This window comes from Aeromonas sp. INTO2 (assembly GCF_049860605.1).
Classification (GTDB): domain Bacteria; phylum Pseudomonadota; class Gammaproteobacteria; order Enterobacterales; family Aeromonadaceae; genus Aeromonas; species Aeromonas caviae.
This window is the reverse complement of record NZ_CP187588.1, coordinates 3642933-3667513: the sequence shown is the minus strand read 5'-3', so window position 1 is coordinate 3667513 and position 24581 is coordinate 3642933. Positions and strand designations below refer to the sequence as shown.

20 protein-coding genes are annotated in these 24581 nt (G+C 61.3%); 8 read left to right on the top strand and 12 right to left on the bottom strand.

Annotation, left to right across the window (positions count from 1 at the left end; translation table 11 throughout):
- Window positions 1–49 precede the first annotated feature (49 nt).
- The 3 genes from secA (at window position 50) to mutT (ending at window position 4433) form a co-directional block, all read left to right on the top strand.
- Window positions 50–2770 (top strand): preprotein translocase subunit SecA, encoded by a 2721-nt coding sequence (gene secA, locus ACPW74_RS17310; protein ID WP_041211791.1) that lies wholly within the window; start codon window positions 50–52, stop codon window positions 2768–2770.
- A gap of 65 nt (window positions 2771–2835) precedes the next feature.
- On the top strand, window positions 2836–4020 hold the full coding sequence (locus ACPW74_RS17305) for a tetratricopeptide repeat protein (RefSeq protein ID WP_279981989.1): 1185 nt from the start codon (window positions 2836–2838) through the stop codon (window positions 4018–4020).
- Window positions 4021–4028: 8 nt separating this feature from the next.
- Entirely contained in the window at window positions 4029–4433 is a 405-nt protein-coding gene (mutT, locus tag ACPW74_RS17300) for an 8-oxo-dGTP diphosphatase MutT (protein WP_174213873.1), read from the top strand.
- Between the two features lie 57 nt (window positions 4434–4490).
- On the opposite strand, the gene yacG is transcribed toward mutT, so the two are convergent.
- From yacG to ACPW74_RS17255, 9 genes are all read right to left on the bottom strand, one after another.
- Window positions 4491–4685: a DNA gyrase inhibitor YacG gene (gene yacG, locus ACPW74_RS17295; protein ID WP_039040499.1), complete on the bottom strand. Its 195-nt coding sequence runs from the start codon at window positions 4683–4685 to the stop codon at window positions 4491–4493.
- Between the two features lie 10 nt (window positions 4686–4695).
- Entirely contained in the window at window positions 4696–5418 is a 723-nt protein-coding gene (gene zapD, locus ACPW74_RS17290; protein ID WP_010675825.1) for a cell division protein ZapD, read from the bottom strand.
- Window positions 5419–5455: 37 nt separating this feature from the next.
- Window positions 5456–6070: a dephospho-CoA kinase gene (coaE, locus tag ACPW74_RS17285; RefSeq protein ID WP_279981987.1), complete on the bottom strand. Its 615-nt coding sequence runs from the start codon at window positions 6068–6070 to the stop codon at window positions 5456–5458.
- Between the two features lie 18 nt (window positions 6071–6088).
- Window positions 6089–6964, bottom strand: coding sequence for a prepilin peptidase (locus ACPW74_RS17280; RefSeq protein ID WP_104452201.1), 876 nt, complete (start codon window positions 6962–6964; stop codon window positions 6089–6091).
- A gap of 77 nt (window positions 6965–7041) precedes the next feature.
- Window positions 7042–8283: a type II secretion system F family protein gene (locus ACPW74_RS17275; RefSeq protein ID WP_279981986.1), complete on the bottom strand. Its 1242-nt coding sequence runs from the start codon at window positions 8281–8283 to the stop codon at window positions 7042–7044.
- A gap of 127 nt (window positions 8284–8410) precedes the next feature.
- On the bottom strand, window positions 8411–10117 hold the full coding sequence (gene tapB, locus ACPW74_RS17270; RefSeq protein ID WP_279981984.1) for a PilB family type IVa pilus assembly ATPase TapB: 1707 nt from the start codon (window positions 10115–10117) through the stop codon (window positions 8411–8413).
- A gap of 3 nt (window positions 10118–10120) precedes the next feature.
- A complete protein-coding gene (locus ACPW74_RS17265) occupies window positions 10121–10555 on the bottom strand; it encodes a pilin (RefSeq protein ID WP_139737860.1) in 435 nt (144 codons plus the stop codon).
- 310 nt (window positions 10556–10865) lie between these two features.
- On the bottom strand, window positions 10866–11729 hold the full coding sequence (gene nadC / locus ACPW74_RS17260) for a carboxylating nicotinate-nucleotide diphosphorylase (protein WP_041211785.1): 864 nt from the start codon (window positions 11727–11729) through the stop codon (window positions 10866–10868).
- Window positions 11730–11732: 3 nt separating this feature from the next.
- Window positions 11733–12203, bottom strand: coding sequence for a retropepsin-like aspartic protease family protein (locus ACPW74_RS17255; RefSeq protein WP_104452204.1), 471 nt, complete (start codon window positions 12201–12203; stop codon window positions 11733–11735).
- A gap of 128 nt (window positions 12204–12331) precedes the next feature.
- Here ACPW74_RS17255 and ampD point away from each other — a divergent pair, with 128 nt between their 5' ends.
- From ampD to lpdA, 5 genes are all read left to right on the top strand, one after another.
- Entirely contained in the window at window positions 12332–12904 is a 573-nt protein-coding gene (gene ampD, locus ACPW74_RS17250) for a 1,6-anhydro-N-acetylmuramyl-L-alanine amidase AmpD (RefSeq protein ID WP_102949050.1), read from the top strand.
- A 276-nt stretch (window positions 12905–13180) separates the two neighbouring features.
- Entirely contained in the window at window positions 13181–13945 is a 765-nt protein-coding gene (pdhR, locus tag ACPW74_RS17245; protein WP_010675815.1) for a pyruvate dehydrogenase complex transcriptional repressor PdhR, read from the top strand.
- 83 nt (window positions 13946–14028) lie between these two features.
- Window positions 14029–16689 carry a pyruvate dehydrogenase (acetyl-transferring), homodimeric type gene (aceE, locus tag ACPW74_RS17240; RefSeq protein ID WP_039040509.1) on the top strand — a complete coding sequence of 887 codons (2661 nt, stop codon included), beginning with the start codon at window positions 14029–14031 and terminating at the stop codon, window positions 16687–16689.
- Between the two features lie 120 nt (window positions 16690–16809).
- Window positions 16810–18720, top strand: coding sequence for a pyruvate dehydrogenase complex dihydrolipoyllysine-residue acetyltransferase (aceF, locus tag ACPW74_RS17235; RefSeq protein WP_279981982.1), 1911 nt, complete (start codon window positions 16810–16812; stop codon window positions 18718–18720).
- 148 nt (window positions 18721–18868) lie between these two features.
- The gene (lpdA, locus tag ACPW74_RS17230; protein WP_279981981.1) at window positions 18869–20296 is read left to right on the top strand and encodes a dihydrolipoyl dehydrogenase; all 1428 of its coding nucleotides are present in this window, start codon (window positions 18869–18871) and stop codon (window positions 20294–20296) included.
- Between the two features lie 73 nt (window positions 20297–20369).
- Here the strand turns inward: lpdA and ACPW74_RS17225 are convergent, their stop codons facing one another.
- The 3 genes from ACPW74_RS17225 to ACPW74_RS17215 all read right to left on the bottom strand — a co-directional run bounded on the left by ACPW74_RS17225 (window position 20370) and on the right by ACPW74_RS17215 (window position 24375).
- A complete protein-coding gene (locus ACPW74_RS17225) occupies window positions 20370–20552 on the bottom strand; it encodes a hypothetical protein (protein ID WP_042015109.1) in 183 nt (60 codons plus the stop codon).
- A gap of 143 nt (window positions 20553–20695) precedes the next feature.
- Window positions 20696–22342, bottom strand: a complete 1647-nt coding sequence (locus ACPW74_RS17220) for a methyl-accepting chemotaxis protein (RefSeq protein ID WP_128296220.1) — start codon at window positions 22340–22342, stop codon at window positions 20696–20698.
- A gap of 122 nt (window positions 22343–22464) precedes the next feature.
- Window positions 22465–24375 (bottom strand): methyl-accepting chemotaxis protein, encoded by a 1911-nt coding sequence (locus ACPW74_RS17215; RefSeq protein WP_119197032.1) that lies wholly within the window; start codon window positions 24373–24375, stop codon window positions 22465–22467.
- Window positions 24376–24581 lie beyond the last annotated feature (206 nt).

Sequence of the window (24581 nt, the reverse complement as noted above, 5' to 3'; positions counted from 1 at the left end):
TTCAGGTTCCAGTGACGGAACGCTTATATAACCAAAACAGTTGGTACCCATGATTAGCACACTGCTCACCAAGATTATCGGCAGCCGGAACGACAGAACGCTCAAGGCTTTGCGCAAAATTGTAAAACAAATCAATGCGATGGAGCCTCAATTCGAGGCACTGTCCGATCAGGAACTGCAGGCGAAGACCGCCGAGTACCGTCAACGTCTGGAGCAGGGCGAAACACTGGAGCAGTTGCTGCCGGAAGCGTTCGCCACCGTCCGTGAAGCCTCCCGCCGTGTGTTCGGCATGCGTCACTTCGACGTCCAGCTGATCGGCGGCATGGTGCTGAACTCCAACCGCATCGCCGAAATGAAGACAGGTGAAGGTAAAACCCTGACGGCCACCCTGCCGGCCTACCTGAACGCCCTGACCGGCCGCGGTGTGCACGTCGTGACGGTGAACGACTATCTGGCCAAGCGTGATGCGGAAGCCAACCGCCCGCTGTTCGCCTTCCTCGGCATGACGGTGGACTGCAACGTGCCCGGCATGGATGCGTCCCAGAAGCGCGATGCCTACGCTGCCGACATCACCTACGGTACCAACAACGAATTCGGTTTCGACTACCTGCGCGACAACATGGCATTCTCGCCGGAGCAGCGCGTGCAGCGTCCGCTCAACTACGCGCTGGTGGATGAGGTGGACTCGGTGCTCATCGATGAAGCCCGCACCCCGCTCATCATCTCCGGTCCGGCGGAAGACAGCTCCGCCATGTACACCCAGATCAACAAGTTGATCCCGCTGCTGGTCAAGCAGGACAAGGAAGACTCCGAGGAGTACACCGGCGACGGCCACTACACGGTGGACGAGAAGAACCGCCAGGCGCTGCTGACCGAAAACGGCCAGATCTTCGTGGAAGAGCTGCTCAAGAAAGAGGGACTGCTGGCCGAGGATGACTCCCTGTTCTCCGCCACCAACATCAGCCTGCTGCATCACGTCAATGCCGGCCTGCGCGCGCACACCCTGTTCGAGCGCAACGTCGACTACATCGTCCAGAAGGACGAGATCGTCATCGTCGACGAGCACACCGGCCGCACCATGCCGGGTCGTCGCTGGTCAGACGGTCTGCACCAGGCGGTCGAGGCGAAGGAAGGGGTCAAGATCCAGAACGAGAACCAGACCCTGGCCTCCATCACCTTCCAGAACTACTTCCGTCTGTACGACAAGCTGGCGGGCATGACCGGTACTGCGGATACCGAAGCCTTTGAATTCCAGCAGATCTATGGCCTGGATACCGTGGTCATCCCGACCAACAAGCCGATGGTGCGCAAGGACATGGGCGATCTCGTCTACCTGACCGCCCAGGAGAAATACGCGGCCATCGTGCAGGACATCCGCGAGTGCGTGAAGCGCGGCCAGCCCGTGCTGGTCGGTACCGTCTCCATCGAGAACTCCGAGCTGCTCTCCGGCATCCTGACCAAGGAAAATATCCCGCACAAGGTACTGAACGCCAAGTTCCATGCCATGGAAGCGGAGATCGTCGCCCAGGCCGGCCAGACCGGCGCCGTCACCATCGCCACCAACATGGCCGGTCGTGGTACCGACATCGTGCTGGGCGGCAACTGGCAGGCGGAGATCGCCCAGCTGGAAAACCCGTCAAGCGAGCAGATTGCCGAGCTGAAAGCGGCCTGGCAGGTGCGTCATGACGAAGTACTGGCGGCCGGTGGCCTGCACATCATCGGTACCGAGCGTCACGAATCCCGCCGTATCGACAACCAGCTGCGCGGCCGTTCCGGTCGTCAGGGTGATCCGGGTTCCTCCCGCTTCTACCTCTCCATGGAAGATACCCTGATGCGGATCTTCGCCTCCGACCGCGTGACCGGCATGATGAAGAAGCTGGGTATGGAAGAGGGCGAGGCCATCGAGCATCCCTGGGTGACCAAGGCCATCGAGAATGCCCAGCGCAAGGTGGAAGGTCGCAACTTCGACATCCGTAAAAACCTGCTCGAGTTCGACGACGTGGCCAACGATCAGCGCAAGGTGGTCTACGAGCAGCGCAACGAACTGCTGGACACCAACGACATCTCCGAGACTATTCACGTCATCCGTGACGACGTCTACGGCGCCATCATCGACGAGTACATCCCGCCCCAGTCCCTGGAAGAGATGTGGGACGTGCCGGGTCTGGAAGCGCGTCTGAAGTCCGATTTCGCCCTGGATCTGCCGCTGCAGCAGTGGCTGGCGGAAGACGACAAGCTGTATGAAGAGAAGCTGCGCGAACGCATCCTGGATGAAGCCACCAAGCTCTATGCCCACAAGGAAGAGCTGGTCGGCAAGGAGGTGCTGCGCAACTTCGAGAAGGCGGTGATGCTGCAAACGCTGGATGGTCTGTGGAAGGAGCACCTGGCGGCCATGGATCACCTGCGCCAGGGCATCCATCTGCGCGGCTACGCCCAGAAGAACCCCAAGCAGGAGTACAAGCGCGAATCCTTCGATCTGTTCACCCAGATGCTGGAGACCCTCAAGCGCGACGTGGTCAGCATCCTGAGCCGGGTACAGGTGCAGGAGCGGGATGTGGAGGCGATGGAAGAGCAGCAGCGCCAGCAGGCCGAAGCAGCTCCCCGTACCTACACCCATGCCACGGCCGAAAACCAGCTGGCTGACGAGGATACGGGTGGGGCCGAGGGCCATACCACCTTCGTGCGCGACGAGCAGAAGATCGGGCGCAATGATCCCTGCCCCTGTGGTTCGGGTAAAAAATACAAGCACTGTCACGGTCAGCTGACCTGACACCCTGCCATGATGAATACACCGCCTCCGGGCGGTGTATTCATTTTCGGACCAAGGAGGGGACGATGAGCAGATTGCCGGCGGGATGGGATGGGGAGGCACATGGGCACTGGCTGCAGGAGAAGCGCCAGGAGGCGATCCGTTGTGTGCTGAACAGGCTGAACGCAGAGACGAACAAATCCGTTCCCCTGCAACTGCAGTTTGCCTATTACCTCTTTTTGTCCGGCGATCCCGCCTCGGCGGCACAGGTGCTGACGCTGGCGTACCGGTCCGCGCCCGATAACACTGAGGTGCTGCGCAATCTCTGTGTCTGCCTCTCGCGCTCCGATCAACATGAGCGGGCCGTGACGCACCTGGCCGAACTGGTGCGGCGCGAGCCGGATGATTATCTGGTCCATGACGGGCTTTGCACTTCCCTTGCCAAGCTAGGACGCCATGAAGAAGCGGCACAAGCGGGAACCCGTGCCCTGACTCTCAAGGATGAGGCCGTCTCGCAGCCCGTCGCGGGGTGGGTGCTGCCGACAGAGGGGCCGGATGTCTGGCTCGCGGAGCAGGGGGAGAAGCAGGCAGTCATCGCCTTCTCCTTGTGGGGAGCACAGCCCCGCTATTTGCGGGGAGCACTCGACAATGTGCTGGCCGCAGCTTACCTCTATCCTGGCTGGCGGGTGCGCTTCTATGTGGATGGCAGTGTCCCTCAGGGGTTTCTGGCCTGCCTGCAGGAACATGGCGCCGAGATAAGGGTGCAGCCCGATGGCCAATCCCAGCGTCAGCGCCTCTGCTGGCGCTTCCAGGTCGCCAATGATCCGGGCGTGGGGCGCTTTCTTGTGCGCGATGCGGACTCCGTGCTGAATCTGCGGGAGCGGCTGGCGGTCGATGACTGGCTTGCATCGGGGCGCTGGTTCCATATCATGCGTGACTGGTGGAGCCACACCGATCTGGTGCTGGCCGGCATGTGGGGCGGTGTGGCCGGAGTGCTGCCTCCCCTTGCGCCGCTGATGGCGAGCTATCAGCCCAGTACCATGGAAACACCGAACATCGACCAGTGGTTCTTGCGAGACTGTTTATGGCGCTATCTGCGCCAGAGCGCGCGGGTACACGATCGTTGTTTCACTCCGCCCGGTGCGGTGCCCTGGCCGCAGGTTGCGCCGCCGGGCAATGAGCATGTCGGGCAGGATCTCTTCAGGGCCCGGGGGGATCAGCAGGCCATTCGGCTTGCCCCCTGGATCGCCCGTTTGCCGTGTTTACGCTGAGGACAATGATGGAACAGAAGAAACGGATCTGGGTGGCGGTGGGCGTCATCGAGAACGAACGGGGCGATATCTTCATCGCCAAACGGTCAGCCGATCGCCATCAGGGGGATCGTTGGGAGTTTCCCGGTGGCAAGGTGGAGTCGGGGGAGGATCTGCTCACCGCGCTGGACAGAGAATTGTGGGAAGAGATCGGGATCCGGGTGCAGGATTGTGCCCCCTTCATGGAGCTGCACCACGACTACCCCGACAAGCAGGTCTTGCTGGATATCTGGAAGGTGACCCGCTTCCACGGCGAGCCCTTTGGCAAGGAGGGACAGGAGTGCCGCTGGGTACCACTGGCCTCGCTTCACGAATACCACTTCCCGGATGCCAACGGCCCCATCGTCGCGCGGTTGCAGGCCTCGCTTGCCTGAAAGGGAATCGATACCAACGAAAAAGGGCCTGAGGGCCCTTTTTTGATCGTGAAGTGTTTATTGCCAGGGATCGCCCTGTTCCGGATCGGGCAGCAGATCCGGGTTGATCTCGCCCGGGATGCGCTTCTGTTCATCCGCCCACTCGCCGAGGTCGATCAGCTGGCAGCGCTTGCTGCAGAAGGGGCGAAACGGGCTCTGCGGACCCCATTCGATCTCGCTCTGACAGGTCGGGCACTTTACCTTGGTCACCATGGGGCGCTCCTCAACAACAGGCGAGCTGGAAGGATACGTCGCCTATCTGCTGTTCCGTCGTCGGCAGGAAGCGCAGGGCGAAGCGGTTCTTGTGGCCGCTTAGGGTCGGATAGCAGGGCTGGGTGCCCGCCAGACGGATGCGGATCAGTTCAGCCCCTTCGGCGGTATCCTGGAAGAAGCCGTTGGTGGCTACCTGGTCGCTGAAGTTGCCCGACTCGCGCCACAGGCGCAGCAACAGGGAGATGGCGTTCATCAGCAGGGTGATGTCACTCAGCCATTGCTGCATCTGCTGGTGGCGGGTGACGGCCGGGGTCGCCAGCCAGTGGTGCAGTTGCGGCACATCGAAGGCGCACAGACCACCCGGAATGGAGAAGCGCTGACGAATGGAGCCGAGCAGGCGATCCTCTTTCAGACGGGCGCCGGGGCGCGGGGAGTTCAGCAGGTTGCGGGAGAGCTGGGTACTCTCCTGCTGCATCCGCTGGATCTGCTCGAGATCGACGTCAGGCAGACTGGCCCAGTGGCTCAGGCGTTGGCCGAGGCGCTCCAGATCCTTGATGAGATCGGCGCGCAGATCACCACGCTCCAGCAACTCCTGCAAATCGAACAACCCCTTGAAGAAGGCGATATGTGCCCAGGACTGGTCACTCTCCAGATTGTCGCGGATCTGGGAAAACAGGGACTCCAGACGAAGATAGGTCCGGCTTTTTTCATTGAGGGGAAAATCGTAAATCATGCCTAATCCTGGCCAGCCATAAACCGGCCTAGTGTACTCACAGTTGGTGGGCTTGTTGAGAGGCAAATGCCAGATATGTCTGGTGCAGGGCGAAAATTCGCTGCCCGATGGTCTCACTCGTGCCACTCTGGTTGTCCAGGACGTCGTCGGCCATCGCCAGGCGCTCGCTGCGGCTCGCCTGGGACGCCAGTATCGCCTGGGCCTGTTCCCGACTGACGCCATCGCGGAGGCAGGTACGCTCGATTTGTGTCGCTTCGTCCACATCGATCACCAGCACCCGATCGGCGAGGGAAGTGAGCCTGTTTTCCACCAGCAAGGGGACGACCAGCAGGCAGTAGGGGGAGCGGGTTGCCGCACACTGGCGCAGCATCTCGCTACGGATGAGGGGATGGAGCAGGGCATTGATCCACTCCTTGGCCTGCGAGTCGGTGAAGATCCGCTCTCGCAGCCGGCGGCGATCGAGCTGGCCATCGGGGGTCACGACATCCGGGCCAAAATGGGTGGCGATGGCAGCCAGAGCAGGGGTGCCGGGCTCCACCACCTCACGGGCGATGATGTCCGCATCCACCACCTCGATGCCCAGCTCGGCAAAGCGGTTGGCAACCGTGGTCTTGCCGCTGCCGATTCCCCCTGTGATTGCGACTACATACATGGGTCAGAGATCCTTTTGCTAGAGCACAACATCAAGATACCAGCGGGTGATGCTATCGCCCCACAGCAGCGTTATCCAGCCCGCGATGGCGAGATAGGGGCCAAAGGGAATGGGTTTGCCCTGGTGGTGATTGCGCAGCAGGATGAGACCGATGCCGATGATGGCGCCTGCCAGCGAAGAGAGCAGCAGCACGATGGGCAAGGCTTGCCAGCCCAGCCAGGCGCCCAGCGCCGCCAGCAGTTTGAAATCCCCGTACCCCATCCCCTCTTTGCCGGTTAGCAGCTTGAATGCCCAGTAGAGGCTCCAGAGCACCAGATAGCCCGCCATGGTACCGATCACCGCATCGGCCAGGGGCACGAAACCGCCCGCCAGATTGAACAGCAAGCCACCCCAGAGCAGGGGCAGGGTGAGCTGATCCGGCAAGAGCATCTTGTCCAGGTCGATGAAGGTCAGTGCGACCAATGTCCAGGTGAGCAGCAGAGCAGCAAGGGTGCCCCAGCCAGGGGCAAGCGCGGCTGCCACCGAGACCGACAGCAGTGCGGTGAGCAGCTCGACCAGGGGATAGCGAGCCGAAATGGGGGCGTGGCAGTTGCGGCAGCGCCCCCTGAGCCATAGCCAGCTCAACAGGGGAATGTTCTCCAGCGCCCCTATGGGGTGGTCGCAGTGGGGGCAGCGGGAGCGAGGCACCATGAGGTTGTATCGTCCGGTTGCAGGAGGAGTCTCTTCATCGTTACCGAAATAGTCGCTGTATTCGGCATGCCAGGTCCGCTCCATCATGATGGGCAGACGATGGATCACCACGTTCAGGAAGCTGCCCACCATCAGGGAGAAAAGGAAAATCAAGGAGAGATAGAGCCAGGGCAAGCCCTGGGCCAGTTCGATCAAAGGCACCATAGATCAATCGCTTGTGTCGGGAACGGGGATGGCAGATGGCCGGGGGAAATGCACCGCCCGGCCCTCTGTCGAGGGGGTCAGTGTATCACAGAGCCCAGCTTGAAGATGGGGAGGTACATGGCCACGACCATGCCGCCGACCAGCACCCCGAGCACCACCATGATGATGGGTTCGAGCAGGCTGGTGAGGCCGTCGACCATGTCGTCCACCTCCTGTTCGAAAATGGCGGCGACCTTGGAGAGCATGTCGTCGATGGCGCCGGATTCCTCACCGATCATCACCATCTGGGTCACCATGTCGGGGAAAAGATCCACGGTGCGCATGGCGACGTTGATCTGCATGCCGGCCACCACCTCGTTGCGAATGGCCATGGTCGCAGTGCGATAGACATAGTTGCCGGATGCTCCGGCCGCCGAGACCAGGGCATCCACCAGCGGGATACCGGCGGAGAAGGTGGTGGAGAGGGTGCGGGCAAAGCGGGCCATGGCCGCCTTGTGCAGTATGTTGCCCACCACGGGAATGGTGAGGATGAACTTGTCCGTGTTGTCCCTGACCTTCTGGGATTTTCGCCAGGCCCGCACATAGAGGAAGACGGCGAGAGCAGCGCCGCCAAAGATGACGTACCACCACTCCTGCATGAAGCGGGAGATGGCGATGACGAACCGGGTGAAGGCGGGCAGCTCGGCACCGAAGCTCTTGAAGATATCCTCGAACTGGGGAATGACGAAGAGCAGCAGGATGGAGGTGACGACGATGGCCACCAGAATGACCATGGACGGATAGAACATGGCCTTCTTGATCTTGGATTTGAGGGCTTCGTTCTTCTCGCGGTAGATGGCGATACGGTCGTAGATGGTCTCCAGGGCACCGGATTGCTCCCCGGCCTCGACCAGGTCGCAATAGAGGTCGTCGAAGTGGCGGGGATGGCGGCGCAACGCCTCCGAGAGCGGGGTGCCCGTTTCCACATCGGCGGCGATCTGGCCGATGAGCTCGCGCACCGCCGCTTTCTCGTGGCCGCGGGCAATGATCTGAAGACTCTGCACCAGAGGCACGCCGGCAGAGAGCATGGTGGTGATCTGGCGGGAGATGACGGCGATGTCCATCGGCTTGATCTTGGCGCCGCCCTTGGAGAAGAGCCCCTGGCTCTGCTTGCTGACCCTGGTGACGTTGACGCCCTGCTTGCGCAGCTCGGCCTTGACGGTGGTGATGCTGTCGGCTTGCAGCTCGCCGGAGACCTTCTGTCCCTTGCGGTTGACGCCGTGCCAGCGGTAGGAGAAGACTTTTTTCGGTGCGTTGCGTTTTTGAGCTAATGTGGCCATCACTGCATCCTGCAATTGGGCGACGTTGGCCGGATGCTGCTGCCTGTCCGGCTCATCTTGGCTTGAAGAAGGTCATCGGGGTGATGGCAGCGGCTTCACCCGGCGAGATGACACGGGCACTGCGAACTCAGTTGGTGGTGATCCTGTTGATTTCGGCCAGGCTGGTGACGCCAAGACGCGCTTTCTCGAGGCCGGATGTACGCAGGGTGCGCATCCCTTCCTTCTGGGCTATCGCGGCAATCTGCAGCGAGTTGGCTCCCTGCATGATGAGTTTGGCGATGTTATCGGACATCAGCATGATCTCATAGATGCCGACCCGGCCTCTGTAGCCTCCCGAGCACTCCTTGCATCCCACGGGCTTGAACAGCCGCAAACCGGCGGCCAGTTGCTGCTGGGTGAAGCCCAGCTCCAGCAACTCGGCTTCCGGCACCACTTCCGGCGCCTTGCAGTGATCGCAGAGTTTGCGGGCAAGGCGCTGGGCCATGATGAGGGTGACCGAAGAGGCGATGTTGAAGGCCGGCACCCCCATGTTCATCATCCGGGTGAGCGTTTCTGCCGCCGAGTTGGTGTGCAGGGTGGAGAGCACCAGGTGACCGGTCTGGGCGGCCTTGATAGCAATCTCGGCGGTTTCCAGATCCCGTATCTCCCCCACCATGACGATGTCGGGATCCTGGCGCAGGAAGGAGCGCAGAGCGCTGGCGAAGGTGAGCCCCGCCTTGGGATTGATCTGAACCTGGTTGACGCCGGGCAGGTTGATCTCGACCGGATCTTCGGCGGTGGAGATATTGACCTCGCTGGTGTTGAGGATGTTGAGGCCGGTATAGAGTGAGACCGTCTTGCCTGACCCCGTCGGGCCGGTCACCAGGATCATGCCCTGAGGTTTGGAGAGGGCGTGCAGGTATTGCGTCTTCTGCCGGTCGTCAAAGCCGAGTTGATCGATATTGAGCCGGGCGGCCGAGGAGTCCAGCAACCGGATCACGATCTTTTCGCCCCACATGGTGGGCAGGGTGTTGACCCGCATGTCCATGGATCTGTTGCGTGAGATCTTGAGTTTGATCCGGCCATCCTGGGGCAGGCGCCGTTCGGCAATGTCGAGCCGCGCCATCACCTTGAGGCGAGCCGCGAAGCGGTTGGCCAGGTTGACCGGCGGCGTGGCGACTTCGTGCAGTATGCCGTCTACCCGAAAGCGGATCCGGTACTTGGTCTCGTAGGGTTCGAAATGCAGGTCGGAGGCCCCGCGCTTGATGGCATCCATCATGATCTTGTGGACGTATTTGACGATGGGGGCGTCATCGTCCGCGGTGTTGACGCTCTCGTCGAGGCGGGAACTCTCGTCGGAGACCTCGAGTTCGGAGATCTCGGCCTCGTCGATATGATCCATGCCCAGGGTATCCTGCTCGCTCTCCATCAGCTTGCCGATGGCGGCGGTCAGCTTGCTCTCTTCGACCAGCAGGGCTTCCGTGTGCAGGCCAAAACTGAAGCCAAAATCCTCCAGAGCCGACACATTGGTCGGATCGGACATGGCGATATAGAGAGTATGCCCCTGGGTGTAGATGGGCAGGACATGGTGCTTTTCAATCAGCTTTTGATTGAGGTATTTCTGCGGGATCTCGGCGAGATCGAAGGCCGCCAGATCCAGTAGAGGTACCCCATATTCCAGCTCGCAGAAATCGGCGAGGGCTTTGCTGTCGAGGATGTCGTTTTCAATCAGGAAGGTGACAAAGGGCTTGCGCTGCGCCTTGGCCTGGCTCAGATAGCGCTGTGAGTCCGGCTCACTGAGGAGGGAAGAAGCGGCCAAGCTGGTGGCCAGGCCGCTATTAAGGCTAGAGGTCATGCGTTAGCATTTGCCGTCGGTGACGCAAGAGCCAGAAATTTTCCACAAAACTTGCCGTCCGGCTTGGACTGCTCCAGAAGTTACCAGCTGATAAGTGGAATTATCCAGAGCTTCGGCTGCTGTACCGGTAATGGTAATGATGCTACCAGCATTGGAAACAGCGACGTTATCAAAATTATCGGTTTGTGCACTGGCACCAGATACTGCATTGTTACCTGCTGCTGCACAACTGTTACCAAGGGCTGCAGATGTGCCAGCCCACCCTTGAACGCAGACTTCTACGGCGGTTTTGGCCGGACCTACAGCGGCAATGACCTCGGAGAATTTGGCGCGTTTGGTATAGCTCTGATACGCCGGCAAGGCGATGGCGGCGAGGATGGCGACGATCGCAACGACGATCATCAATTCGATTAGCGTAAACCCTGACTGTCTTTTCATGTCAAATATCCTTTTTTCCATGTTTCCTGATAAGCACCAGTGGAATGCTATCCACGCTGGTATCTTATCCGAGCGCTTCGGGTTGGCAACAGAGGCGGGGACCTTGTTAGCCACTTTTATGTCATTTAGTGAAATGTGTAGAAAAATCAAAGATTAAATGGCTTCCATTGGCACTTGTCATGAGGCGGGAGGGCCCATCTTCACACTCCTTATGTCGTGGGATCCTGCATAAAGAAAAGGCGCCGATGGCGCCTTTTGCAAGTTTCGAGCCCTGTAATATTTTTGGGCACGAGCAACGGATGGGGCTTGCTCAAGCCTCGACAAAGCGCATGGAGAGATCCAGTGCCCGCACATGCTTGGTCAGCGCTCCCACCGAGATAAAGTCGATCCCGGTCGCGGCGTATCCGGCAAGGGTATCGAGGGTGACGTTGCCGGAGACTTCCAGCTTGGCTCTGCCCTGATTGAGGCGAACAGCGTCCTGCATCATGGGGATGTCGAAGTTGTCCAGCATCACGATGTCGGCCCGTGCGGCCAGGGCCTGCTCCAGCTCGGCCAGGGATTCGACCTCGACTTCCACCGGTTTGTCCGGATTGAGACGGCGCGCTTCGCTGATTGCTTCCGCGATGCCACCGCAGGCGAGAATGTGGTTCTCCTTGATGAGGTAGGCATCAAACAGACCGATACGGTGGTTTTTGCCGCCCCCGCAGGTGACCGCATACTTCTGGGCGCTGCGCAGGCCGGGCAGGGTCTTGCGGGTATCGAGGAGGCGGCAGTCAGTGCCTTCCAGCTCGGCCACATAACGGGCGGTCAGGGTGGCGACCCCGGAAAGGGTCTGCACGAAGTTCAGCGCGTTGCGCTCGCCGGTCAGCAGCACGCGGGCGGGGCCATGGAGGCGGAACAGCTCCTGATTGGGGGCAAGGCGTTCACCATCTTGCACTTTCCACTCGACCTTCACTTCGCCACCGAGCTGGGCAAACACCTCGTCGACCCAGGGCTGGCCGCAAAATACGCCCGCCTCGCGGGTGATGACTCGCGCGGTCGAGATGCGATCGGCAGGGATCAGCTGGGCCGTGATGTCGGCGCTGGCATCCGGTTGATCCAGCGCGGTGAGGGCATCGCCCAAGTCTTCGAGAAGTGCGGCGCGCACGGCGCGGCGGATGTCCTGTTGTAACATGCCTTATTCCTGCAAGGGTCTGAGAAGCAATTGCCTGTCTTTCTGGCGCAATTCCAGCCTGCCCAGGGCATTCATGCCCACCAGGATCTCCTCCCCGTCGGCAGCCGGATTGATAAAGACGGACAAATCGTACAGGGTCAGCGGACCCATCGCCAGACTTTCGATCCGGCCAGTTTCGACCTGGATCTCTCCGGCTGCCGTGTTGACCCGGCTGCGGCCCGTGGCGACGAGGCCGAGCCGGGCGGCCACCTGGCTCGGTATGGTCACCCGGGTTGCTCCTGTGTCCAGCAGCAGTTGCACCGGCTGGTCGTTGATGGCACCCTCCAGACGATAATGGCCGCTGGCATCGGCCTTGAGTAGCAGATCGCCGCTGGCGGTCACCGACGGTTGTTCACGACCATGAAAGTAGAGGGTCAGCAGACCCAGCAGCGAGAGCCAGGCGAGCAGCCAGAGACGGCGTGCCATCGGGTGCATAGTGTGTCCCATATCGCGCGAGTGAATGGCTCAGCCTAACATAGCGTTATCCATGAATTCAGAGACTTGTTCCCAGTTTTCCCATCCCGCCAGAGGCACATCGCTTCCATTTGTGAGTCGAGCAGACGATGACACAACCCACAACCCTGTTTTCCATCGATCGTGAAGGATGGTGCGAGCAGGCCCGCAAGGTGCCTTCCCCCCATCACAATGAGAGGCTCAGCCCGGATGATGTCTCCTTGCTGGTGATACACGGCATCAGCCTGCCCCCCGGGCAGTTTGGTGGCCCCTTTATCGACGATCTGTTTCTGGGGCGCCTCGATCCCGGTGCTCACCCCTATTTCGCCGGTATTCATCAACTGAGGGTCTCGGCCCACTGCCTGATCCGCCGCGATGGGGAACTGGTACAGTACGTGCCTTTTGGCGCCAGGGCATGGCATGCGGGAGTCTCGAGCTGGGAGGGGAGGGAGGCGTGCAACGATTTTTCCATCGGGATCGAACTGGAAGGGACCGACGAGCTTCCCTACAGCGACAAGCAATACGAGGTGCTGTCGGACCTCAGCCGGGCGATTGTTCACCGTTATCCCGCCATCACGGCGGACCGTATTGTCGGCCACTGCGACATCGCGCCGGGCCGCAAGACGGATCCGGGTGACAGTTTCGAATGGCCTCGCTATCGGGAAAAGCTTCACTTTGAGTGAAAAATCTAAAAATTATTTTGTGTTTTTAGAATCAATGGCTTGCCTTGTCTGGCAAGCCATTTTTCATGCTGTTGAATAAATGTTATCGGTGAGCAAACTCACAAATATTGGTCAGACCATTTTCTATGAGCTATATCATGATTCCGCGTTTTTACCCCCAAAGTGGCAACCGAGCTTCTTGATTCAGATCATCTTTTGGGTGGACTTTTTTCAAGCCCTCTGCTAATTTTCGCCCCAACCATAAAATTGGTAATACCAATTTAACAAAGTAGCCTCATGCCCTATATCAAGATAACTCAGCCCAAGCTGGCCGACGCCATTGTCGCCGAGCTGGAAAGCATGATTCTGGAAGGCAGCCTGCAGCCGGGCCAGAAGTTGCCGCCCGAGCGGGAACTCGCCATCCAGTTTCAGGTGTCGCGCCCTTCCTTGCGCGAAGCCATCCAGCGCCTGGAAGCGAGAGGACTCTTGTATCGTCGTCAGGGCGGTGGCACTTACGTACAAAATGCCCTGAGCAAGGGGATCGCCGACCCCCTGTTCGAACTGCTCAGCACTCACCCGGAAGCCCAGTACGACCTGCTGGAGTTTCGTCACGCGCTGGAAGGCATCTGTGCCTACTATGCTGCGCTGCGGGGCACCGAGGCTGATTTCGAACGGATTCGCCTGGCGCAAGCCGCCATCGAAGAAGCCGGTCAGCAAGGCTCGCTGGTGGTCGAATCGGCCGCCGTGACCCAGTTCTATCTGGCCGTGGCCGAGGCCTCCCACAACGTGGTGCTGCTGCACCTGTTGCGGGCCATGGGCCCCATGCTTGAGCAGAACATTTTACGCAATAACGAAATTTTGAATCGCCGTCCGGGAGTGGTCGCCAAGATCCGTCGCCATCGTGCGAGCCTGATCGAGGCTATCCTGTCGGGGGCTCCGGAGCGGGCCAGGGCTGCTTGTCATGAGCACCTGGCCTTTATCGAGGACACCTTGTTGGATATGCAGAGGGAAGACAGCCGGATCCAGCGATCCATGCGTCGGATCCGTCAGCAGGAAAACTAATCCCACAAGGCTTTCTTAATTGTCGAATGCTTGCGCCCTTCGCCGTGCAATGCCGTGCAATCACAACAACATAGGAACCAGCCATGTCTGATATCCTGAAGAACGATGTGGACCCGATAGAAACGCTGGAGTGGCTTGCCTCTCTGGAATCCCTGCTGCGTGAAGAGGGTCCGCAACGCGCTCAGTTCATCCTTGAACAGTTGGCCGAGAAAGCCCGCGCAAGCGGTGTGGACGTGGCTGCCAAGGCAAACCGCGACTACATCAACACCATCCCGTCCAGCGACGAGCCGGCCTACCCGGGCGACCTGGAAATGGAACGCCGCATTCGCGCCATCATCCGCTGGAACGCCATGATGATCGTGCTGCGCGCCTCCAAGAAAGACCTGGACCTGGGTGGTCACATGTCTTCCTTCGCTTCTTCCGCGACCATCTATGAAGTCTGCTACAACCACTTCTTCCGTGCCCGCAACGAGAAGGACGGTGGCGATCTGGTCTACTTCCAGGGTCACATCTCCCCGGGCATCTACGCCCGTGCATTCGCCGAAGGTCGTCTGACCGAAGAGCAGCTGGACAACTTCCGTCAGGAAGTGGATGGCAAGGGTATCCCTTCCTACCCGCACCCGAAACTGATGCCGGAATTCTGGCAGTTCCCGACCGTTTCCATGGGTCTGGGCCCCATCGCCGCCATCTATCAGGCGCGTTTCCTGAAGTACCTGACCGACCGTGGCATCAAGGATTGCTCCGAGCAGACCGTTTACGCCTTCCTGGGTGACGGCGAGATGGACGAGCCGGAAGCCAAGGGTGCCCTGACCGTTGCCGTGCGTGAAAAGCTCGACAACCTGGTGTTCGTGGTCAACTGCAACCTGCAGCGTCTGGATGGTCCGGTTGTCGGCAACGGCAAGGTCATCAACGAGCTGGAAGGTCTGTTCGCCGGCGCTGGCTGGGACGTGACCAAGGTCATCTGGGGTCGCAAGTGGGATGAGCTGCTGAAGAAAGATACTTCCGGCAAGCTGATCCAGCTGATGAACGAGACCGTGGACGGTGACTACCAGACCATGAAGTCCCGCGACGGTGCCTACGTGCGCGAGCACTTCTTCAACCGTTACCCGGAAACCGCCGCGCTGGTCAAAGACATGACCGACGAGGAGATCTTCGCCCTGAACCGCGGTGGTCACGACCCCCGCAAACTGTTCGCCGCCTTCTCCAAGGCTGCACAGACCAAGGGCAAGCCGACCGTGATCCTGGCCAAGACCATCAAGGGTTATGGCATGGGCGAAGCGGCCGAAGGCAAGAACATCGCTCACCAGGTCAAGAAGATGGATCTGGGCTCCGTGCGTCACCTGCGCGATCGTTTCAACCTGCCGGTCACCGACGAGCAGCTGGAAAACCTGCCGTACCTGAAGATCGAAGAGGGTACCGAAGAGCACAAGTACCTGCACGCCCGCCGTGCCGCACTGAAGGGCTATGTACCGACCCGTCTGCGCGAGAGCACCACCAAGCTGGAAATCCCGGCGCTGGATGCCTTCGGTCCGCTGCTGGGTGAACAGGCGCGCGAAATCTCCACCACCATGGCGTTCGTGCGTTCCCTGAACGTGATGCTGAAAGACAAGTCCATCGGCAAGCGCATCGTCCCGATCCTGGCTGACGAAGCCCGTACCTTCGGTATGGAAGGCCTGTTCCGCCAGATCGGTATCTACAGCCCGCACGGTCAGCAGTACACCCCGCAAGACCGCGACATCGTCTCCTACTACAAGGAAGACAAGCAGGGTCAGGTTCTGCAAGACGGTATCAACGAGCTGGGCGCCATGTCCTCCTGGCTGGCTGCTGCCACCTCTTACAGCACCAACGACTGCCCGATGATCCCGTTCTACATCTACTACTCCATGTTCGGCTTCCAGCGGATCGGCGACATGGCGTGGGCAGCCGGTGACCAGCAAGCCCGTGGCTTCCTGCTGGGCGCGACCTCCGGTCGTACCACTCTTAACGGAGAGGGCTTGCAGCACGAAGATGGTCACAGCCACATCCTGGCCAACACCATCCCGAACTGCATCTCCTACGACCCGTCCTACGCCTATGAAGTGGCGGTGATCGTACAGGACGGCCTGCGCCGCATGTACGGTGAGAACCCGGAGAACGTGTTCTACTACATCACTACCCTGAACGAGAACTATGCCATGCCGGCCATGCCGGAAGGCGCCGAGGAAGGCATCCGCAAGGGTATCTACAAGCTGGAAACCGTGGCCGGCACCAAGGCCAAGGTACAGCTGCTGGGTTGTGGTTCCATCCTGGGTCACGTGCGCACTGCCGCCCAGATCCTGGCCAGCGAGTACGGCGTGGGTTCCGACGTGTTCAGCGTCACCTCCTTCAACGAACTGGCTCGTGACGGTCAGGACGCGGATCGCTGGAACATGCTGCACCCGACCGCCGAAGCGCGTGTGCCCTACATCGCTCAGGTACTGGGTTCCGAAGCCACCATCGCTGCGACTGACTACATGAAGTCCTTCGCCGATCAGGTGCGTGCCTTCGTTCCGACCGAGAACTACCGTGTACTGGGTACCGACGGTTACGGCCGCTCCGACAGCCGTGCCAACCTGCGTCGTCACTTCGAAGTGAACGAGTTCTACGTAGTGGTTGCTGCCCTGACCGAACTGGCCAAGCGCGGCGAGGTAGACAAGCAGGTTGTGGCCGAAGCCATCGCCAAGTACGGCATCGATGCCGACAAGGTCAACCCGCTGTACGCGTAAGAGGATTGAGTGTCGCGCCGGGTATCCAGCGCGACCTTGCCTGGGTTTAAACGGATAACGCGGGATGCGCGTGGTGATGCTCAGGCTGCCACGCGGATGCACGCAAGAGGATAAAGCGCAATGTCCAAACAGATTATGGTGCCGGATATCGGTGCCGATGAAGTTGAAGTCACCGAGATCATGGTGGCTGTGGGTGACAAGGTCGAGCTGGACCAGTCCCTGATCGCCGTGGAAGGTGACAAGGCCTCCATGGAAGTCCCGGCTCCGGCCGCCGGTATCGTCAAAGAGATCCTGATCAAGGTGGGCGACAAGGTTGCCACCGGTTCCCAGATCATGGTCTTCGAATCCGAGGGTGCTGCCGCACCGGCTCCGGTCCAGGCTGCTGCCCCGGTTGCTGCCGCGCCGGCCGCCGCTCCTGCTGCTGCCGCTCGCCAGGACGTCAACGTGCCGGACATCGGTGGTGACGAAGTCGAAGTGACTGAGATCATGGTTGCCGTGGGCGACATGGTTGAAGCCGACCAGTCCATCATCGCCGTGGAAGGTGACAAGGCCTCCATGGAAGTACCGGCACCGTTCGCCGGCCGCGTGGTCGAGATCAAGGTCGCCGCCGGCGCCAAGGTTTCCACCGGCTCCCTGGTGATGGTCTTCGAAGTGGCGGGCGCTGCCCCGGCCGCTGTTGCCGCGCCGGCTCCTGCTGCTGCCCCCGTGGCTGCCGCTGCTCCGGTTGCCGCCGGTGCCAAGGACGTCAACGTGCCGGACATCGGCGGTGACGAAGTGGAAGTGACCGAAATCATGGTCGCCGTGGGTGACAAGGTTGAAGCCGACCAGTCCCTGATCACCGTGGAAGGCGACAAGGCCTCCATGGAAGTGCCTGCGCCGTTCGCCGGTGTGGTCAAGGAGATCAAGGTGAAGGCGGGTGACAAGGTCTCCACCGGTTCCCTGATCATGGTATTCGAAGTGGCGGGTGCCGCTCCGGCTGCCGTGGCTGCTCCGGCTCCTGCCGCAGCACCTGTTGCTGCCGCTCCGGCTGCCGCCGCGCCGGCTGCCGCCGCTCCTGCACCGGTTGCCCAGGCTGCTGCCGCCTCCGATTTCGTCGCCAACGACGCCTACGTTCACGCCTCCCCGGCAGTACGCCGTCTTGCGCGCGAGTTCGGTGTCAACCTGGCCAAGGTGAAAGCCTCCGGTCGCAAGGGTCGCATCGTCAAAGAAGACGTGCAGGCTTACGTGAAGGATGCGGTCAAGCGCGCCGAGTCCGCTCCGGCTGCCGGCACCGGCACTGGCAACGGCATGAGCGTCGTGGCCTGGCCGAAGGTTGATTTCAGCAAGTTCGGCCCTGTCGAAGAGCTGGAACTGACCCGCATCCAGAAGATCTCTGGTCCTGCCCTGCACCGCAACTGGGCCATGATCCCCCACGTCACCCAGTTCGACGAAGCCGATACCACGGATCTGGAAGCGTTCCGCAAAGAGCAGAACATCCTGGCCGAGAAGCAGAAGCTGGACGTGAAGATCACCCCGCTGGTGTTCATCCTGAAGGCGGCCGCCAAGGCCCTGGAAGCCCATCCGCGCTTCTGCAGCGCCCTGTCCGAAGACGGCAGCAAGCTGATCATGAAGAAGTACATCCACATCGGTGTGGCGGTGGATACCCCCAACGGTCTGGTGGTTCCGGTGGTTCGCGACGTCAACAAGAAGGGCATCCACGAGCTGTCCCGCGATCTGGCCGAGATCTCCAAGAAGGCCCGTGCCGGCAAGCTGACCGCTGCCGACATGCAGGGCGGTTGCTTCACCATCTCCAGCCTGGGTGGCATCGGCGGTACCAGCTTTACCCCGATCGTCAACGCGCCGGAAGTGGCCATCCTGGGCGTCTCCAAGTCCGAGATGAAGCCGAAGTGGAACGGTAAAGAGTTCGTGCCGCGCCTGATGCTGCCGCTGGCTCTGAGCTACGACCACCGCGTCATCGATGGCGCCGACGGTGCCCGCTTCATCACCACCCTGAGTGGTGTGTTGTCCGACATTCGTCGACTGGTCCTGTAAGTGAGAGGGCGGGCCCAGAGCCCGCCCTTTTTGCTTCTCATTTCGTTAACAGGATTGTAAACTTGCCCCGTTTTTTTCACGGCTGCAGCGGCCTTGTTTGGCATAAGACTGTGCTGTCCGGGGATATAAGAACGACAAAGAGGTCATGATGAGTAAAGAAATCAAAACCCAGGTCGTAGTACTGGGTGCTGGCCCTGCCGGTTATTCCGCTGCCTTCCGTGCGGCTGACTTGGGTCTGGATACCATTATCGTCGAGCGTTACTCCACCCTGGGTGGCGTCTGCCTGAACGTGGGTTGCATCCCGTCCAAGGCACTGCTGCACGTCGCCAAAGTCATTGAAGAAGCCAAGGCGCTGGCCGAGCACGGCATCGTCTTCGGTGCCCCGCAGACCGACATCGACAAGGTGCGTCTGTGGAAAGAGAAGGTCATCAACCAGCTGACCGGCGGTCTGGCTGGCATGGCCAAGATGCGTAAAGTCCAGGTCGTGAACGGCTTCGGCAAGTTCACCGGTCCGAACACGCTGGAAGTGGAAGGCGCCGACGGCAAGACCACCGTCACCTTCGACAACGCCATCATCGCCGCCGGTTCCCGTCCGGTGAAGCTGCCGTTCATCCCCCATGACGACCCCCGCGTATGGGACTCTACCGATGCGCTGGAGCTGACGACCGTTCCTGGCAAGCTGCTGGTCATCGGTGGCGGCATCATCGGTCTGGAGATGGGTACCGTGTACTCCTCCCTGGGTTCCGAGATCGACGTGGTGGAGTTTGCCGACCAGCTGGTACCGGCTGCCGACAAAGACATCGTCAAGATCTACACCAAGCGCGTTGCCAAGAAATTCAACATCATGCTGGAGACCAAGGTCACCGCCGTTGAAGCCCGTGAAGACGGCCTGTACGTCTCCTATGAAGGCAAGCACGCCCCGGCCGAGCCGGTTCGCTATGACAACGTGCTGGTTGCCGTAGGCCGTGTGCCGAACGGCAAGATGCTGGATGCCGAGAAGGCCGGTGTTGCCGTCAACGAGCGCGGTTTCATCGAGGTGGACAAGCAGCTGCGTACCAACGTGGCCCACATCCACGCCATCGGCGACATCGTCGGTCAGCCCATGCTGGCCCACAAGGGTGTACACGAAGGCCACGTGGCGGCCGAAGTCATCGCCGGCAAGAAGCACTACTTCGACCCGAAAGTGATCCCGTCCATCGCCTATACCGAGCCTGAGATGGCCTGGGTGGGTCTGACCGAGAAGGAAGCCAAGCAACAGGGTCTGAACTTCGAAGTCGCCACCTTCCCGTGGGCTGCTTCCGGTCGCGCCATCGCGTCCGACTGCTCCGACGGCATGACCAAGCTGATCTTCGACAAGGAGAGCGGCCGCGTCATCGGTGGTGCCATCGTGGGCACCAACGGCGGTGAACTGCTGGGTGAAATCGGTCTGGCCATCGAGATGGGTGCCGACGCCGAAGACATCGCGTTGACCATCCATGCTCACCCGACTCTGCACGAGTCCGTGGGTCTGGCTGCCGAAGTGTTCGAAGGCTCCATCACCGACCTGCCGAACGTCAAGGCCAAGAAGAAAAAATAATCTTCTGCCCGTTTCATAAGAAAAGCCGCTCCATGGAGCGGCTTTTTGTTGTCTGTCTTTCGGCACCCTACGGTCAGCAGCGCCCCTTCTTGGCCTGTCCCGGTGGGCAGAAGGTACCGTCACCTCCGCGATCCCCGTCACTGACCCGGATCCGGGTATCGTCCACGCTCACATCGGCCCCGTGCACCCGCACGGGCCCGCTGCTGCAGGCACTGAGCAGCCCCCCCAGCACTATCATCACGACCAGCTTACCCATCATACCTCCTCGCGTTTTCCTGATTATGAGGTATGTGGCAGGGCGGTGGGAGACGGCGTATCCCCCGTGCGTCACGGCTTGCCGTGGTCATGAAGAAGGGCGCCGAAGCGCCCTGGTGCGGGTCAGGAAGAGGTGCCGTACGCTCAGAGGCGGAAGTTGCCGACCAGCTTGTCGAGCTCGCCGGAGAGGTGCTGCAGGTTGCGGCTCGACTCGGTCAGGTGATGGGCGATATCGGCGGTCTCCATGGTGAGCTGGTTGATGTCCTCCACGTTGCGGTTGAGCTCCCCCACCACGCTCGACTGCTCTTCGGTGGCGGTGGCGACCTGGATGTTCATGTCGCTGATCTGGGTGATGTGTCCGGTGATCTGGTCGAGGGCGCCGTTGGCCTCGTCGGCCTGGGTCACCACCCGCAGGCTCTGGTTGCGGCCCTGGGCCATGGCGCTGACGGCGCGGGCGCTCTGCTCCTGGAGGCTGTTGATCATGCTCTGGATCTCGGCGGTGGAGGCGGCGGAGCGGCTGGCGAGGTTGCGCACCTCGTCGGCCACCACGGCGAAGCCACGGCCCTGCTCGCCGGCGCGGGCGGCCTCGATGGCGGCGTTGAGGGCCAGCAGGTTGGTCTGCTCCGAGATGCTGCGGATGGTGTCGAGGATGCTGCCGATGGAGTCGGTCTGGCTCGCCAGGGACTCGATGACCCCGGCGACCTGTTCGATTTCACCGGAGAGGCCGACGATGCCGTGACGGGCCTGGGCGACGACCTGGGCCCCCGCATCGGCCTGCTCGTTGGCCTGCTTGGCGACGTCGGCGGCGAGAGACGCATTGCCGGCGATCTCGGTGACGGTGGCCCCCATCTCGTGGATGGCGGTAGCGACCTGGACGGTGCGATCCCGCTGGGCGGTGCAGTTGTGCTGGGTGAGCTGGGCCTTGGCGGCCACCTCGCTGGCGGTGGCGGCCACCTGGCGGGAGTTGCTCGCCACCTGCACGATGGCCCCGTGGATCCGGGTCACGAACTGGTTGAAGCTGTGGGCAATCTCGGCCAGCTCGTCCTTGCCGGTGAGACTGGCGCGGCTGTCGAGGGCGAGGTGGCGGGCCACCTCGCCAATATGGGATTGCAGGAAGGAGACCCGGCGGCGCAGCCCGATGAGGATGAGGGTCGAGACGAGCAGCGAGATGGCGATGGCGATGACGATGATGGCGATCATCTGGGTACGACCGCTGTCATAGCTGTTTTCGCTCAGGTCGTTGCGATGCTGGGCCTGACCTATCAACCCGTCGAGCAGCTCATTGGCGCCCTTGCGCATGACCCCGTAGCTCTGGCTGTAGCGATCCCGGTAGATGGCGCGTGCCTCGTCCATCTTGTTGTCAGAGAGCGCCTGCAACATGGGGGTCAGCTCCTCCCGCTCCACCCGGGTGAATTGATCGAGCAGGGTCTGGGCCCTGGCCCGGGCGTCCGGATCGACCTGGGCCTTGACGGCCTGCTCCATGGCCTGGCGCATCTCGGGAATGTCTTCCTCGCGGGTCTCCTTGACCCGGGTCAGCACCCCCTTTTCGTCGCGCAGGGAGGTGTCCTGCAGCAGCATCATGTCGATGCCGACGCGCATGCGCGGGATGCGGGAGGCCACTTCCGCCATGGCCCGCATGGGGGTGGCGGTATTCTGGAACAGCTCTTCGGCCTGCTGCCTGATGTTGTCCATGCTGCGCAGACTGGCGGCGCCAACCAGCAGCAGGGCGAGACAGGGCACGGTGACGGCCAGGATCAGTTGGGTTTTGATGGTGAGGTTGCCTGCCAGCATGTTGACTCCTTGGTGTGTTGCTGTGTCGCTACTGTAGCGGCTTGTCATGACGGTTCGCCGTCATGGGGGTCGGTATTCCCTGTCGACCCGTTGAAAAAAGGGCGCCGCAGCGCCCTTTCATCTTATAACCGGAAGTTGCCGACCAGCTTGTCGAGCTCGCCGGAGAGCTGTTGCAGGCTGCGGCTGGACTCGGTCAACTGGTGGGCGATATCGGCGGTCTCCATGGTGAGCTGGTTGATGTCCTCCACGTTGCGGTTGATCTCCCCGACCACGCTGGACTGCTCTTCGGTGGCGGTGGCGACCTGGATGTTCATGTCGCTGATCTGGGTGATGTGCCCGGTGATCTGGTCGAGGGCGCCGTTGGCCTCGTCGGCCTGGGTCACCACCCGCAGGCTCTGGTTGCGGCCCTGGGCCATGGCGCTGACGGCGCGGGCGCTCTGCTCCTGGAGGCTGTTGATCATGCCCTGGATCTCGGCGGTGGAAGCGGCGGAGCGGCTGGCGAGGTTGCGCACCTCGTCGGCCACCACGGCGAAGCCACGGCCCTGCTCGCCGGCACGGGCGGCCTCGATGGCGGCGTTGAGGGCCAGCAGGTTGGTCTGCTCCGAGATGCTGCGGATGGTGTCGAGGATGCTGCCGATGGAGTCGGTCTGGCTCGCCAGTGACTCGATGACCCCGGCGACCTGTTCGATTTCACCGGAGAGGCCGACGATGCCGTGACGAGCCTGTGCGACGACCTGGGCCCCCGCATCGGCCTGCTCGTTGGCCTGCTTGGCGACGTCGGCGGCGAGAGACGCATTGCCGGCGATCTCGCTGACGGTGGCTCCCATCTCGTGGATGGCGGTGGCGACCTGGACGGTGCGATCCCGCTGGGCGGTGCAGTTGTGCTGGGTGAGCTGGGCCTTGGCGGCCACCTCGTTGGCGGTGGCGGCGAGCTGGCGGGAGTTGCTCGCCACCTGTTCGATGGAGCCGTGGATCTTGGCGACAAAGTTGTTGAAGCCGGTCGCCACCTGGGCCAGTTCGTCACGGCCATCGACCTTGAGGCGATGGGTGAGGTCGCCATCACCGCTGCCGAGTTCGCGGAACAGGCGGGCCAGTTCGTTGAGGGGGCGGCTCACGGAACCCGCCAGGAGAACGCCGAGCAACCCCATGCCGACGGCGATGGCCAGGCTGACCAGCACCATGTGCAGGCGCGCTCTGTCCAGTTCGGCATAAATCTCGGCCTCCGGCACCTGGGCCACCAGATACCAGTCGAGCAGGGGGATGTAGCTGCTGGCCAGGATCACGGGCTGGCCGTCGACCTCGGCATGGGTGGCGGAAAAGGGCTGCTTGTTGAGCAGGTTGGTGCTACTGCCGCTGGCCAGCTGGGTCAGGTTGTCCCGATCGATGCGGGCGGCGTCGGGGTGCAGCTTCACCTTGCCGCTGCCGTCTGTCATGAAGACGAAGCCGCTGTCGTCGATGCGGAAGTTGGCGAGCATGCTGACCATGCTGTCGAGGGATTTGGCGAGGCCGGCGAGGCCGCGTCCGTCGAGTTGCTGGAAGTTGACGAACAGTTTCACCTCGCCGTTGCTTTCCCGAAAGATGCTGAGCATCAGATCCTGGCGGCTCTTGGTGTAGTCATAGAACCAGTTGTCCTGCTCGTGGTTCAGGATGCGCAGAAAACCGTCCTGGTTGTAGTAGGCGGCACTCTGACGATCGGCGAAGGAGGCGGTGACCAGACCATACTGGCTCGTCATGTCCTTGAGCTGGTTGATGAGGATGGACTCCTGCTCCTTGGGCATGCCGCGCTCGACCCAGTCCAGCACGAAGCGGTCGTTGGCAAGCTGTCTGGCGGCATTGGCGACCGAAGTGAGATCCTTTTCGATCTCCTTGCCGATGCGCTGGGTCAGGTTGGGCAGCTCCTGCTCGAACATGCGGTCCTCGATCAGCTGCTGGGCAGAACGCTGGCTGAAATAGCCCACCAGCAGGCAGGAGAGGGCCACGGCGAGGATGACGGTGGCCAGAATTTTCTGTTTCAGTGTCAGGCTTGCGAACATAAGGGTGACTCCGAAGTGTGAACCAGGGTTGAACTCATAATAGCGGCTGATTTGGCGCGCTCTTGAGGCGGCGGGGGCCTTTATTGTCGATTAACGTTTGCGCTCACACCCGGATTGGGCTGGATTGGCGCCCGATTTTGCCAAGACATCGTCGCAAGCGGGGCGACCCCTCGCCAGCACCCCGGCTTGCGGTTAAAGTGCTTGCA